This window comes from Nocardia sp. NPDC055050 (genome assembly GCF_053608345.1).
In genome coordinates this window covers 44,817-58,973 of record NZ_JBSGVG010000027.1, presented here as the reverse complement: position 1 = coordinate 58,973, position 14,157 = coordinate 44,817, and the positions used below count along the sequence as shown (strand labels likewise).

At 68.9% G+C, this 14,157-nt stretch carries 10 protein-coding genes and 1 tRNA gene; 7 read left to right on the top strand and 4 right to left on the bottom strand.

The window, feature by feature from the left end; genetic code table 11:
- Positions 1-304 precede the first annotated feature (304 nt).
- From dpgA to ACWGCN_RS24745, 6 genes are read left to right on the top strand one after another with little or no spacing between them, the layout of a single operon-like run.
- On the top strand, positions 305-1,450 hold the full coding sequence (gene dpgA, locus ACWGCN_RS24770) for a 3,5-dihydroxyphenylacetyl-CoA synthase DpgA (protein ID WP_449965836.1): 1,146 nt from the start codon (positions 305-307) through the stop codon (positions 1,448-1,450).
- Positions 1,451-1,498: 48 nt separating this feature from the next.
- The gene (gene dpgB, locus ACWGCN_RS24765; protein ID WP_378995349.1) at positions 1,499-2,170 is read left to right on the top strand and encodes an enoyl-CoA-hydratase DpgB; all 672 of its coding nucleotides are present in this window, start codon (positions 1,499-1,501) and stop codon (positions 2,168-2,170) included.
- Positions 2,167-3,483, top strand: a complete 1,317-nt coding sequence (gene dpgC, locus ACWGCN_RS24760; RefSeq protein ID WP_452459293.1) for a (3,5-dihydroxyphenyl)acetyl-CoA 1,2-dioxygenase DpgC — start codon at positions 2,167-2,169, stop codon at positions 3,481-3,483. The genes dpgB and dpgC overlap by 4 nt, the downstream gene beginning before the upstream one ends.
- The gene (gene dpgD / locus ACWGCN_RS24755) at positions 3,480-4,292 is read left to right on the top strand and encodes an enoyl-CoA-hydratase DpgD (protein WP_452459292.1); all 813 of its coding nucleotides are present in this window, start codon (positions 3,480-3,482) and stop codon (positions 4,290-4,292) included. Before dpgC ends, dpgD begins: the two co-directional genes overlap by 4 nt.
- Before the next feature lie 32 nt (positions 4,293-4,324).
- Positions 4,325-5,371 (top strand): ketoacyl-ACP synthase III family protein, encoded by a 1,047-nt coding sequence (locus ACWGCN_RS24750; protein ID WP_387443038.1) that lies wholly within the window; start codon positions 4,325-4,327, stop codon positions 5,369-5,371.
- 47 nt (positions 5,372-5,418) lie between these two features.
- On the top strand, positions 5,419-9,255 hold the full coding sequence (locus tag ACWGCN_RS24745; RefSeq protein ID WP_452459291.1) for a type I polyketide synthase: 3,837 nt from the start codon (positions 5,419-5,421) through the stop codon (positions 9,253-9,255).
- Positions 9,256-9,330: 75 nt separating this feature from the next.
- Here the strand turns inward: ACWGCN_RS24745 and ACWGCN_RS24740 are convergent, their stop codons facing one another.
- The gene (locus ACWGCN_RS24740; protein ID WP_378995291.1) at positions 9,331-9,825 is read right to left on the bottom strand and encodes a cupin domain-containing protein; all 495 of its coding nucleotides are present in this window, start codon (positions 9,823-9,825) and stop codon (positions 9,331-9,333) included.
- 65 nt (positions 9,826-9,890) lie between these two features.
- Between ACWGCN_RS24740 and ACWGCN_RS24735 the strand changes: the two genes are divergently transcribed.
- The gene (locus ACWGCN_RS24735; RefSeq protein WP_452459745.1) at positions 9,891-10,391 is read left to right on the top strand and encodes a MarR family winged helix-turn-helix transcriptional regulator; all 501 of its coding nucleotides are present in this window, start codon (positions 9,891-9,893) and stop codon (positions 10,389-10,391) included.
- Positions 10,392-10,460: 69 nt separating this feature from the next.
- Here ACWGCN_RS24735 and ACWGCN_RS24730 read toward each other — a convergent pair.
- The 3 genes from ACWGCN_RS24730 to acnA all read right to left on the bottom strand — a co-directional run bounded on the left by ACWGCN_RS24730 (position 10,461) and on the right by acnA (position 14,065).
- Positions 10,461-10,536: transfer RNA gene (locus ACWGCN_RS24730), tRNA-OTHER, on the bottom strand.
- A 17-nt stretch (positions 10,537-10,553) separates the two neighbouring features.
- Entirely contained in the window at positions 10,554-11,123 is a 570-nt protein-coding gene (locus tag ACWGCN_RS24725) for a TetR/AcrR family transcriptional regulator (protein ID WP_358072240.1), read from the bottom strand.
- A gap of 131 nt (positions 11,124-11,254) precedes the next feature.
- A complete protein-coding gene (gene acnA / locus ACWGCN_RS24720; protein ID WP_378995286.1) occupies positions 11,255-14,065 on the bottom strand; it encodes an aconitate hydratase AcnA in 2,811 nt (936 codons plus the stop codon).
- Positions 14,066-14,157 lie beyond the last annotated feature (92 nt).

The following is a 14,157-nucleotide window of genomic DNA, read 5'->3' as shown; positions in this document are numbered from 1 at the left end:
GGGATTGTGGGAATCGGCCATGCATCGGGGCGGCGGTCACCTGGTAACGAATTCATCCCCCAAGAAATTGGGGCCTGGTGAAATCCATTGGGCGACAGTAGGTTTGGGCTGAACATCGGGTCGCGGGGGCATAGATACCGGGACCGGGACCTTGCGGGGGCAGGTTCGGGCGATCGCCGCCACACCACGCGCACATCACCGTCGATGCGTGCTTCAAGCACTGTTGTTTCTCGCTCGACTGCAACTGCGATAGGCCGTCATTCGCGGCTTTGCGGTGTCTATCGCACAAGATTGGACCTCGATCATGACAACCATCGAGCATCTGTTCGCGCGACGCGTGCACGGCGCCGATCGCGACACCGAATCCGGTACCACATCGACGACACCGCGCCTGCTCGGGGTGGCGTCGGCGAATCCGCCCACGCGGTACAGCCAGCGCGAGCTGGTCGATCTGCTGGCCATCGACGACCCGAAGATCCGCGGTGTCTTCCTCAATGGCGGGATCGAGCACCGCTATCTCACCCTGCCGCCGGTCGACGACGCGGGACAGTTCCGGTCCGAGTCGCAAGGTGACCTGCTGCGCAAGCATCGACGGCACGGCGTGGACACCGGTGCGGCGGCGATTCGGCGATGCCTGGCCGAGATCGGCAGACAGCCGCAGGACGTGGATTACCTGGTGGCGGTAACGACAACCGGGTTTCTCACCCCGGGGTTCAGCGCCCTGCTGATCAACGAGCTCGGTCTCGCGCCGAGCACCGGGCGCCTCGACGTCGTCGGGATGGGGTGCAACGCGGGGCTCAACGGCCTGACCGCGGTGGCCTCCTGGTCGGCCGCCAACCCGGGCAGGCTGGCGGTCCTCGCCTGCTCCGAAGCATGTTCGGCGGCTTACGTTTTCGACGGAACGATGCGGACCGCCGTGGTGAACAGCCTGTTCGGCGACGGCGCCGCCGCCCTCGCGATCAGCACCGGCGAATCCTACGTAGGCGCCGGCACGGACACGCGATCCGGTGCGCCACAACTGATCGGGCGCGCCAGCTACATGATCACGCGGGCGGTGGACGCGATGCGCTACGACTGGGACGACGATGCCGGCAAGTTCAGCTTCTATCTCGACAAAGAGGTTCCCTACGAGGTCGGCGCCCACGTCGAGCGGGTCGTCGACGAACTACTCGGCGACGCCGGGCTCCGGCGCAAGGACATCGCCCAGTGGATCGTGCACTCCGGCGGCAAGAAGGTGATCGACGCGGTGAAGATCAACCTCGGTCTGACCACGCACGACCTGCGCCACACCGTGAGCGTCATGCGCGATTTCGGGAATCTGTCCAGCGGATCGTTTCTGTTCTCCTATGAGCGGCTGCTGGCCGAGGGGCGCGTCGCGCCCGGCGACTACTGCGTCCTCATGACGATGGGTCCGGGATCGCAGATCGAGACCGCGCTGCTGCGGTTCTGAGCGCCGAAGGGCGAAAACCATCCTGTGGAAAGGCAATTCGTGACTGAGATGATCACCACCGAAGTGGCAGCCGACGGTGCGCTCGCACCGGAACTGACCGCGAGCGTGCTCGCGGCAGCGGTGCGGGCCGAGGACGCGTCGGCGGCCGGGGGAGAGTGCGCGGTGGTCCTGCGCATCGGCGGTGCGGCACCGGGTGCGCGATTCGCCTGGCCGGGCCCGGTCAGCGTCGGCGACGTGAACAAATGGGAAGGCGCGCTGCGCCGCCTCGAACAGGTCCCCGCGCCGGTCATCGCCCTCGTCGACGGTGACGCGTACGGGCCAGCCGCGGAGCTCCTGCTCGTGGCCGACTACCGGATCATGGCGGCGGGCACGGTCTTCGAGCTGGCGGCGAGTGACGGCGGGGTGTGGCCCGCGATGGCGGTCTACCGGCTGGCCGGTCAGGCCGGCGGTGGTCCGGCCCGGGAATTGGCGGTACTCGGCAGGGCGCTGTCGGCCGAGCGGGCCAGAGACTGTGGCCTGGTGGACGCCGTGATCGAACCCGGCGCCGACGCCGACTCGATCGCCGCGGGCGCCGCGCTGTTCGGCGCGGTCTCGGGAATCGAGATCGCGATCCGGCGCAGGCTGCTGCTCGACGCGCCGAGCACCCGGTTCGAAGACGCGCTCGGCGCGCATCTGGCCGCCTCGGACCGCGCGCTGCGACGTGAACGGGCGGCATCGTGACCATCGTCATCACCCCGCGCACGATCGTGGGTCAGCTCGACTACGACATGGCCGAATTACGCGCTGCGGCAACCGAACACGCCGCCTTGCTGGAGTCGCTCGGACCGGTTCCCGACCGGGACGAGACGGCGGCCGCCGCGGCCGCGGCCGCGCACCACGTGCTGCGCCGCCTGCGTCGGCAGTTCCTGCGACGGCACCTCGCTGTCGTCTACGGAACGGCCACCGATGACCTGCGGCGAGGTCTTCGGCTGAGCGCGCTCGCCGCGGCCGTGACTGTGCTGTATCCCGGCCTGCTCCCGAGCACCGCGCAGGTGCATGCCGACGCCGCGGTGGCGCAGCCGGCGAAAGAGGGCTGGGAGATCGATCAGGGCATCTTCTTCCAGGCCGTGTTCGCGGACCCGGTCCTCGGCAATCACCTGCTCGACGCGATGCGCGCGCCCACCGAGGCCGCCCTCGACCTGCTCGCCGACTTCCGCGCCACCGGCTCGATCACACTGCCTGCCGCGCGCCTCGAGCGCAGCGGCAGCACCTCGACGATCACGATCACCAACACCGAGTGCCTCAACGCCGAGGACAACCAGCACGTCGCCGATATGGAAACCGCGGTCGACCTGGTACTGCTCGACCCCGAGACCCGGGTCGGCGTGGTCCGCGGCGGCGTGATGGACCATCCGCGCTATCGCGGTCGCCGAGTCTTCAGCGCGGGCATCAATCTCGCCCACCTGCACCAGGGCAAGATCTCCTTCCTCGACTTCCTGCTCGGACGCGAGACCGGCTACATCGCGAAGATCCTGCGCGGACACACCGAGGACGCGGCGCGCTGGCCCGCCGTCCCGGTCACCAAACCCTGGGTCGCGGCCGTCGATTCGTTCGCGATCGGGGGCGGAGCACAGCTGCTCATGGTCTTCGATCGGGTCATCGCGGCGACCGACAGCTACGTCAGCCTGCCCGCCGCGCAGGAGGGCATCATCCCGGGCGTCGCGAACCTGCGCCTGGGACGATCGGCGAACTTCCGGCTCTCGCGGGAGGTGATCCTGTGGGGTCGCAAGATCTGGGCGACCGAACCGGAGGCGCGGTCGCTGATCGACACCGTCGCCGAACCGGCCGACATGGACCTCGAAATCGGCAAGGCCGCCGCCAGACTCGCCTCGCCCGCCGTGGTCGCCAACAAGCACATGCTGGTCGTCGCCGAGGAACCACAGGACGTGTTCCGCCGCTATCTGGCGGAATTCGCGCTGCACCAGGCGTTGCGGCTGTACTCCCCGGACGTCATGGCCAAGACCGAGCGGTTCGATCGCAAGGCGCCGCGATGACCACCGTGGCGCCGTCGAGCACCGTCGAGTACCGCAAGTACGGCCATCTGGCGACCGTGGAACTCAACCGGCCGCGGGTACTCAACGCGATGAATCGCGCCATGCACGCCGAGCTGGCCGAGATCTGGGACGACATCGAAGCCGACGACGACATCTGGGCCGTCGTGCTGAGCGGGGCGGGGCGGCGGGCGTTCTCGGTCGGGCAGGACCTGACGGAACTGGCCGAGCGGATCGGCGACGGCGCCCCGACCCGGTCCTCGTTCGGCAGCGCGGGAAAGCCGGGGTATCCGCGGCTGACCGAACGCTTCTCCTTCGCGAAACCGATCATCGCGAAGGTGTCCGGGTACGCGCTCGGCGGTGGCTTCGAACTCGCGCTCGCCTGCGACATCGTGATCGCGTCGACCGACGCCCGATTCGGGCTCCCCGAGGTGAAACTGGGGCTGATCCCGGGCGCGGGCGGGGTCTTCCGGCTGCCCCGGCAGGTGCCCTACCGCGTCGCGATGGGACATCTGCTGACCGGCCGCCCGATGTCGGCCACCCGGGCCTACGAGCTCGGGGTGGTCAACGAGGTGGTCGACGAGTCGGAACTGGACGCGTGCGCCGACCGCTGGGCCGCCGACGTGCTCGCCTGCGCGCCCCTGTCGATTCGCGCGATCAAGGAATCCGCCGCGCTGTCGGCGAATCTGCCACTGCCCGCCGCCTTCGAGGCCGACTACCCGTGGGAGCGCGTCCGCGCCGACTCGGCCGACGCGACCGAGGGCCCGCTGGCCTTCGCCGAGAAACGTCTACCGCACTGGACCGGACGGTAGGACCAGACCGACTCGATTGCTTGAGGATTTTCATGCGAACACCCGATACCTACATAGCCGCCCTCGGCTCGTTCCTCCCCTCGACCGTCACCACCGAACAGGCTGTCGCACAGGGCTTGTACTCCGCCGAGACCGCGGAGATCCACGAGCTCGGCGGCGCGGCGGTGGCCGGTCCGATCCCCGCCCCGGAGATGGCGTTGCGCGCCGCGGAAGTCGCGGTGAAACGGTCCGGTCTGGCCGCCGACGAATTCGATCTGCTGCTGTACGCGAGCACCTGGCTGCAAGGCCCGGAAGGCTGGCTGCCGCATCCCTACCTGCAACGTCATCTCGTCGGGCCGATCCCGGCGTTGGAGATCCGGCAGGGTTGCAACGGCATGTTCGCCGGCCTGTCGATGGCATTCGACTACCTGCGCGCCGATCCCGACCGGCGGACCGCGCTGTTGGTGGCGGCCGACAATTTCGGCACCCCGCTGATGGACCGGTGGCAGATGTCGGCGCTGTTCGTCGCCGGTGACGCCGCCTCCGCGGTGGTGCTGAGCAAGACCGACGGCTTCGCCCAGCTGATGTCGGTGTGCCACACCTCGATTCCCGAAGCCGAGGAGATCCACCGGGCCAGTGAACCGATGTTCCCGCCCGGTGTCTCGCTCGGGAAGTCGCCCGACTTCTTCGCCCGGCTGCAGGAAATCACCGCCAAAGTGGCCGCAGCGCCCGATTCGCCCTTGGGTGCGGCCCTGGCGCGGGTGCGCGAGCAGATCCCGGTGGTGGTCGGCCAGGCGCTGGCCGACGCGGGCATCGAGCTCGGCGACATCGCCCGCGTCGCGTTCCTGAACTGTTCGCGCGAGGCCACCGAACAGCGGTGCATGGTGCCGCTCGGTTTGCCCATGGAGATGTCGACCTGGGAATTCGGGCGCGATATCGGCCACTGCTCGGCCAGCGACCAGATCCTGTCGTTCGAGCATCTGATCACCACGGGTCAACTCGGGCCCGGTCAGTACATGCTGCTGTTCGGCTCGGCGCCCGGCGTGCTGCTGTCGGCCGCGGTCATCAAGGTTCTGCGTGATCCGGGGTGGATCGCGTGACCGTCCATCCCGATCCCACGTCCGTCGCATCCAGGAACGAGAACGCTATGTCCCACCCAGTCTCCGGCAACGCCTCCCACACCCCGGTCGATCCGGTGGCGGTGATCGGCATCGGCTGTCGCTTCCCCGGCGGCGTCGGTTCCCCCGCCGACTTCTGGCAACTGCTCTCGGCCGGGCGCGACACCTATGGCGAGATACCGCCGGAGCGCTGGTCGCGATATCGGCACCGCACACCACAATTCGCGACCGCCATCCAGAACACCGTGACCCGAGGCAGCTTCCTCGACGAGATCGAGCGCTTCGACGCGGAATTCTTCGGCATCTCCCCGCGTGAGGCCTCGCTGATGGACCCGCAGCAGCGGTTGCTGCTCGAGGTCACCTGGGATGCGCTCGAGCAGGCCGGGATCGCGCCGCGAGAACTCGCGGGCAGCGAGACCGGTGTGTTCGTCGGCGTCTGCACGGGTGACTACGGTGCGCTGATGCTGGAGGACCTGGCCAGCATCGAGGCGTGGACCGGCATCGGCGCGGCGACCTGCGCTGTCGCCAACCGGTTGTCGCACTCGTTCGATCTGCGCGGACCGAGCATCGCGGTGGACACGGCATGCTCGGCCTCGCTGGTGGCGCTGCACCTGGCCGCCCAGAGCCTGCGCAACGGTGATTGCGATCTGGCGATCGTGGGCGGGGTGAACCTGATCGTCACCCCCGGCCAGACGATCACCCTCGACGCGGCGGGCGCGCTCGCCCCCGACGGCCGCAGCAAGGCCTTCGACGCCTCGGCCGACGGTTACGGCCGGGGCGAGGGCTGCGGCGTCGTGGTGCTGCGCCGCCTGGACAGCGCGCAGCGCGCGGGCGACGAGGTGCTCGCGCTCATCCGGGGCAGTTCGGTGAATCAGGACGGCCGGACCAACGGGATCATGGCGCCGTCGGGCGAAGCACAGGCCCACGTCATGGCGCGGGCCTGCCGTAACGCCGGAATCGACCCGGCCACAGTCGATTTCGTCGAGGCGCACGGCACCGGCACCAGATTGGGCGACCCGATGGAGGCCGAGGCGCTCGCCTCGGTGTACGGATCGGTGCGTCCGGTCGGCGACCCCTGCCTGATCGGGTCGGTGAAATCGAACATCGGCCACCTCGAGGGGGCCGCGGGCGTGGCCAGTGTGATCAAGACGGTGCTGGCGTTGCGGCACGCCGAGATCCCGCGCACGCCGCTGTCGACCGAGCTCAATCCGGAGATCCCCTGGGACACTTCGGGTATTCGGCTCGCCACCGAGCACACCGCGTGGTCCGAGGGCAGCAGCCCGCGGCGCGCGGGCGTCTCGGGCTTCGGCTACGGCGGCACCGTCGCGCACCTGGTGCTGGAGGAAGCGCCCGCCGCGCCCGTGCCACCGGTCGCGCCGCCGCGGACCGAGCTCGACGGGCTCCGGCTGTTTCCGCTCTCGGCGGCCTCCGATATCGCCCTGCGCGCGTACGCGGATCGGCTCGCGGAGTGGGTCAGCGACCGGGCGGGCGCGGTGTCGCTCGACGCCGTCGGCCGCACCCTGTCCCATCACCGGTCGCGACTGAACCACAACGCGGCCGTGGTGGCCCGCGACGAGCACGAGTTGATCGCACGACTGCGGGAACTGGCCGCCGCACGGCCGGACCCCGGCGTCGTGACGGGAACCGTGGCCGCCGAATTCGGTAAGGGCCTGGTGTGGGTCTTCTCCGGACACGGTTCACAGTGGCGCGGAATGGGACGCGAGCTGCTCGCCGTGCCCGAGTTCGCGGCGGTGGTCGACGAGGTGGAGCCGATCTTCCTGGCCGAGATCGGCTTCTCGCCGCGACAGGTACTGATCGACGACGAGATCGACGGCGTCGACCGGATCCAGACCATGATCTTCGTGATGCAGACGGGTCTGGCCGCGATGTGGCGAGCGTACGGGGTGACCCCGGACGCCATCATCGGCCACTCCGTCGGTGAGATCGCCGCCGCCGTGGCCAGCGGGGCGCTGCCGCTCGCCGACGGCGCCCGGCTGATCTGCCGGCGCTCGATCCTGCTGCGCCGGGTCGCGGGCAACGGCGCGATGGCGATGGTGACGATGTCGTTGCGGGATGCCGACGAAAAGCTCGGCGGCAGAACAGATCTTGTCGCCGCGATCGCGTCGTCGACAGTATCGAGTGTGCTCTCCGGTGACCCGAGTGCGATCGAGGAGGTGCTCGCGCAGTGGCCCGACGACGGGATCGGGGTGCGCCGCGTCGCCTCCGATGTGGCGTTCCACAGTCCGCACATGGACCCGCTGCTCGCCGAGCTCGCGGCGGCGGGCGCCGACCTGGACTACCGCCCGCATTCGGTGCGGATGTACTCGACCGCGCTGCTCGACGCGCGTGCCGAACCGGCAGCCGACGCCGAGTACTGGGTCGCGAACCTGCGAAATCCCGTGCGGCTGGCGGGCGCCGTCGAGGCCGCGCTGGCCGACGGATTCCGCGACTTCCTCGAGATCTCGCCGCACCCGGTCGTCGCCCACTCGATTCGGGAAACGCTCGGCGAGAGCGGAATCGACGACGCGTTCGTCGGCACGACCCTGCGTCGCGACGTGCCGGAGCAACCGGCCTTCCTGGCCGCGCTCGGCACCGTGCACTGCCGGGGACTGCTCGTCGACCTGGACCGCCTGCAGCCACCCGCGGCGCAGGCGGATCTGCCCGGCTACGCGTGGCAGGGACGTCGGCTGTGGCACGCCCCCTCGGTGGCCGGTCGGGTCCCCGGCCAGGGGCACGCCGCGACCTCGCACACGTTGCTCGGCACCCCGAGCACCGTCGCGGGCAGCGATCTGCGGATCTGGAACACGGTGCTGGTGGACGAGAACCGCCCCTATCCGGGTAGCCACGCGCTCAACGGCGCCGAGATCGTCCCCGCCGCCGTGCTGGTCGAGACCTTCCGGCAGGCCGGTGTGCTCGGTGACGCCGCGATCGAGCTCGCCGGGGTGGCGATGCGCCATCCCCTGCTGACCGACGGTGAGCGTGAGGTGCAGGTCGTGCACGATCCGGATCGTGGGCTGCTGCGGATCGCTTCGCGGACACCGGGTGAGGACCCCGAGCAGGAAGCCGCCTGGCTGATCCACGCCGAGGCATCCTCGGTGCCGGTCGCAGCCGGGGTGCCGCTGCCCACGGCCCTGGACGACCCGGCGGCGCGCCGGATGTTCCCGGTCGAACCGGGCGTGGTCCACCAGCGACTGGCCGCGGTCGGGGTGCCCGAAACCGGGTTCGAGTGGCGTGTCGAGGAATTGCTCTTCGGCGCCGACGTGGTGCGCGCGCGAGTGCGCGTCGCGGCAGGCGGCAGCGCCACCTGGGCACCGGTACTCGATGCGGTGATGTCGATCGCGCCCGCCGCGTTCGGCGGCGAACCGGTCCTGCGGATGGTGGTCCAGATCGATGACGTGCGCTGTGCCGGTGAGCCGGCCGACGAGGTGATCATCGAGGTGGCCCTGGATCCGAAGCGCACCGATGTCGTGGACGGGCTGGTCGCGTCGACGGACGGCACGGTGATCGCCCGGGTCAGCGGAATGGAGTATCCGGTCATCGACCGTCCGGTCGAGGACGATTCAGCGGCAGGCTCGGCGCTGTCCGGTCCGGTGCTGTCGCTGGAGAACCTGACCACCGAGCAGGTGCGGGAGCTGATCGCGGCGGAGGTGTCGGGCACGATCGCCGCCGAGATGCGCTTGCCCGATCCGGCGGATCTGAATCCGCGCCGTCCGCTGCTGGAACAGGGACTCGATTCGGTGATGACGGTGACCATTCGCAAGAAGCTCGAGAAGCGGTTCGGCCACAAGTTGCAGGCCACCGTCTTCTGGCAGCAGCCGACCGTTGTTGCGATCGCCGATCATCTGACGGAGATGCTGACGGCGTAGATCAGTGTCCTGCCGCCGTGCCGAGGCCTCGATCAGGCCCGGTACGGCGGCAAGGGCCGCGTTCTGCGCCACGGCTCAAACCCGGTGGGCGTTGCGCTCGTCCCACCACGCGGGCGCGTCGACGAAGTGGTTGTCGAATTCCTCCTGGGCGGCGACGAATTCCTCATGGGTCGCCGTGCCGTGGATGAGCCGATCGAGCAGGCGGAAGTACTCGAAGCGTTCGACGCCGGGCATCAGGGCGATGAGGATGCGCGCGCCGCTGTCCGGGGTGGCGCCGAAGGCGTGCGGCATCTGCCGTGGGACGACCAGCGAGCCGCCCGCGCCGACGGTGAGGATGCGATCGCCCGCCATGACCTGGAGTTCGCCGTCGGCGACATAGAACAGCTCGTCGGAACGGGTGTGGAAGTGCGGAGCGGCGCCGTCGGCACCCCGCGCCATGGTGACCTCGAGGGTGCTCACCGCGCCGTCGCTGGCGTTCGCGTCGGTGAGCAGGCGCATCCGCACGTTCTCGGTGCCCAGTGTCTCGGCATCCTCGGGAAGGCAGAGGGCGATGTCGCGGGTGTTCGTCATGACCATTCCGTTCGTCGGTTGATAATTCGCTACCGAACTATATCCCAGCGAATAGAATCGTGTCCATGGATGAACGCGAACCGGACGTGGTGGATGCGATCACGGCGCAGTGGCAGCGGGAGCGACCCGAACTGGAACTCGAGGCGATGGCGGTCTTCGGCAGGCTCGGCAGGCTGATGAACATCGCCATGGCTCGGATCGAAAACGTCTTCGCCGCACACGGTTTGCAGCGCGGTGAGTTCGATGTGCTTGCGGCACTGCGTCGTTCGGGCTCGCCCTTCGAGCTCAACCCGTCGGTGCTCGCCGACACTCTGATGCTGTCGCGCGCGGGGATGACCGGCCGCATCGACCGGCTCGAAGCGGCGGGCCTGGTCCGCCGCATCGCCGACCGCGAGGATCGTCGCGCCGTGCGGGTGGCGCTCACCGAGGAGGGGCGGGTGCTGGTCGACACGGTGGTCGTGGCGCACACCGAGAACGAGACGGCGATGCTGTCGGTGTTGACGCCCGCGGATCGTGGCGCCCTGGACCGGATCTCGCGAACCCTGCTCGATGGCTGGGCGAGCTGACCCGCCGATCCCGGCCGGGGAAAGGGCGCCCCGTGGTGATCCCGCCGTGCGCAATCGGGGAAAGTTCGGTGGCCATGGAGGCGGGAATCGAACCCGCGACATCCGTCCTGTGGAGTCGGCGTTCTACCTGCTGAACTACTCCATGGCCACGCCGAGCCTAACTCAGGATTCCTTGCGCCGCACCGAGGCTTCGACGAGATCCAGTACGGCGGAAAGGTTTTCGTTGGTGTGGCCCGAAGCGATGCGGGCGATGAGGCCGTCGAGGACCAGGTCGAGGTAGCCGAGCAGGACGTCGGTGGGGACGTCGTCGCGCAGGGCTCCGGCGGCCTTGCGACGCTCCAGGCGGGCGAGCGTCGCGGCGGTAAGTTCGGCCGAACGCTGGGTCCAGCCCGCGCGGAATTCGGGGTCGGTGCGGACTCGGCGCGCGATCTCGAGGCGGGTGCCCAGCCAGTTGAATTCCTCCGGGCGGGCGAGCATATCGCGCATCACCTGGACGATGCCCTGGTTGGCGGCGACTTCGGCCATGCGTTCGGCGTCGTCCTTGGCCAGGGCGAAGAAGAGAGCGTCCTTGTCACGGAAATGGTGGAAGATCGCACCGCGGGACAGGCCGATGGCCTCCTCCAAGCGGCGCACGGTGGCGCCGTCGTAGCCGTATTCGGCGAAACAGCGCCGTGCACCGTCGAGGATCTGGCTGCGGCGCGCGGCGAGGTGGTCGTCGCTGACCTTGGGCATGATTCCTCCAGCTAGCGGATACACGGACCCCCGCCCCGGCGAACCGAGACGGGGGCTGTCGCATTATTCACGGGCACACGAATGCCCTTGTGGCGCAACATCTCACGATGTCACGCCACCGGATCGAGCAGTTAGCCGCGGATCATGTTGCGCAGCACGTACTGCAGGATGCCGCCGTTGCGGTAGTAGTCGGCCTCACCGGGGGTGTCGATGCGCACGACCGCGTCGAACTCGGTGACCTTGCCGTCTTCCGCGGTGGCGGTGACCTTGACGGTCTTGGGGGTGACACCCTCGTTGAGGGCGGTGATGCCCGCGATGTCGAAGGTCTCGGTGCCGGTCAGGCCCAGCGACGCGGCGGACTGCCCGGCCGGGAACTGCAGCGGCACAACGCCCATGCCGATCAGGTTGGAGCGGTGGATGCGCTCGAACGACTCGGTGATGACGGCCTTCACGCCCAGCAGGCTGGTGCCCTTGGCGGCCCAGTCACGCGAGGAGCCCGAACCGTATTCCTTGCCGCCGAGCACGACCAGCGGGATGCCCGCGGCCTGGTAGTTCTGCGAGGCGTCGTAGATGAACGCCTGCGGGCCACCGTCCTGGGTGAAGTCGCGGGTGTAACCACCCGAGACATCGTCGAGCAGCTGGTTGCGCAGCCGGATGTTGGCGAAGGTGCCACGGATCATGACCTCGTGGTTACCGCGACGCGAGCCCAGCGAGTTGTAGTCCTTGCGGGCCACACCGTTGGCGTCGAGGTACTGCGCGGCCGGAGTGCCGGGCTTGATCGGGCCCGCCGGGGAGATGTGGTCGGTGGTGACCGAGTCGCCCAGCAGCGCCAGCACGCGAGCGCCGGAGATGTCGGTGACGGGGGACGGGTCCATCGACATGCCGTCGAAGTACGGCGCCTTGCGCACGTAGGTCGACTTCTCGTCCCACTCGAAGGTGTCGCCCTCCGGGGTGGCCAGGCCCTGCCAACGCTGGTCACCGTCGAAGACGGTGGCGTAGGAGTTGCGGAACATGTCCTGGCTGATCGAGGACTTGATGGTGTCGTCGATTTCCTGCGGCGACGGCCAGATGTCCTTCAGGAACACCTCGTTGCCCTCGGTGTCGGTGCCCAGCGCGTCGGTCTCGAAGTCGAAGTCCATCGTGCCCGCGAGCGCGTAGGCGATGACCAGCGGCGGGGAGGCCAGGTAGTTCATCTTCACGTCGGGGGAGATGCGGCCCTCGAAGTTGCGGTTACCCGAGAGCACCGCGGTGACCGAGAGGTCGTTGTCGTTGATCGCGGCCGAGATCTCCTCGGGCAGCGGACCGGTGTTGCCGATGCAGGTGGTGCAGCCGTAGCCACCGACGAAGAAGCCGAGCTTCTCGAGGTAGGGCCACAGACCGGCCTTCTCGTAGTAGTCGGAGACGACCTGCGAGCCCGGCGCCATGTTGGTCTTCACCCACGGCTTGGTCGACAGGCCCTTCTCCACCGCGTTGCGGGCGAGCAGGGCGGCGCCCAGCATGACCGACGGGTTGGAGGTGTTGGTGCAGGAGGTGATGCCCGCGACCACGACGGCGCCGTGATCGAGGACGAAGTCGCCGCGCTCCTGGGAGCGCACCTGCACCGGCTTGGACGGGCGACCCGCGGCGCCGTTGGCGGCCGAGTGGGCGGGGGTGTAGCTGTCGTTGGCCGAGGAGGCCGACACCGAGACCGGATCCGAGGCCGGGAAGGTCTCGTCGACGCCTTCGTCGAGCGCGGTGAAGTCACCGGTGACGTAGTCGCCGATGTCGGAGCGGAACGCCGACTTCGACTCGCTGAGCAGGATGCGGTCCTGCGGGCGCTTCGGGCCCGCGATGGAGGGTACGACGGTGCCCAGGTCCAGCTCCAGGTACTCCGAGTACGCGGGCTCGTTGTCGGCGTCGTGCCACATGCCCTGTTCCTTGGCGTACGCCTCGACGAGCGCGAGCTGCTCGTCGGTGCGGCCGGTCAGGCGCAGGTAGTTGATGGTCTCCTCGTCGATCGGGAAGATCGCCGCGGTGGAACCGAACTCCGGGCTCATGTTGCCCAGGGTGGCGCGGTTCGCGAGGGGCACCTCGGACACGCCGGCGCCGTAGAACTCGACGAACTTGCCGACCACGCCGTGCTTGCGCAGCATGTCGGTGACGGTGAGCACCACGTCGGTGGCGGTCACGCCGGGCACGATCTCACCGGTCAGCTTGAAGCCGACGACGCGCGGGATCAGCATGGAGACCGGCTGGCCGAGCATCGCTGCCTCGGCCTCGATGCCGCCCACGCCCCAGCCCAGCACGCCGAGGCCGTTGACCATGGTGGTGTGGGAGTCGGTGCCGACACAGGTGTCGGGGTAGGCCTGACCGTTGCGAACCATGACGGTCGGGGCCAGGTACTCGATGTTGACCTGGTGGACGATGCCGACGCCCGGGGGGACGACCTTGAAGTCGTCGAAGGCGCCCTGGCCCCAGCGCAGGAACTGGTAACGCTCGCCGTTGCGCTCGTACTCGAGGTCGACGTTGCGCTCCAGCGCGTCGGCGCGGCCGAAGACGTCCAGGATCACCGAGTGGTCGATGACCATGTCGGCGGGCGAGAGCGGGTTGACCTTGCTCGGGTCGCCACCGAGGACGGTGACGGCCTCACGCATGGTGGCCAGGTCGACGATGCAGGGCACGCCGGTGAAGTCCTGCATGATCACGCGCGCGGGGGTGAACTGGATCTCGACGCTCGGCTGCGCCGAGGGGTCCCAGTTCGCGATCTCGCGGATGTGATCGGCGGTGATGTTGGCGCCGTCCTCGGTGCGCAGCAGGTTCTCTGCCAGCACCTTCAGGGCGTAGGGCAGCTTCTCGGTGCCGGGAACAGCCGAGAGACGGAAGATCTCGTAGGAGTTGCTTCCGACCTCGAGCGTGCCCTTGGCGCCGAAGGTATCAATCTTCGTCACGTCAGCTCCACTCATGTGTGAGGGTGTGCCGCCGGCGGGGCTGTGCCGGCGACTCGCGTCTTCGGAGGGGGTATCCGGCACCGTGAGATGCCTGATTCCTCGCCGTA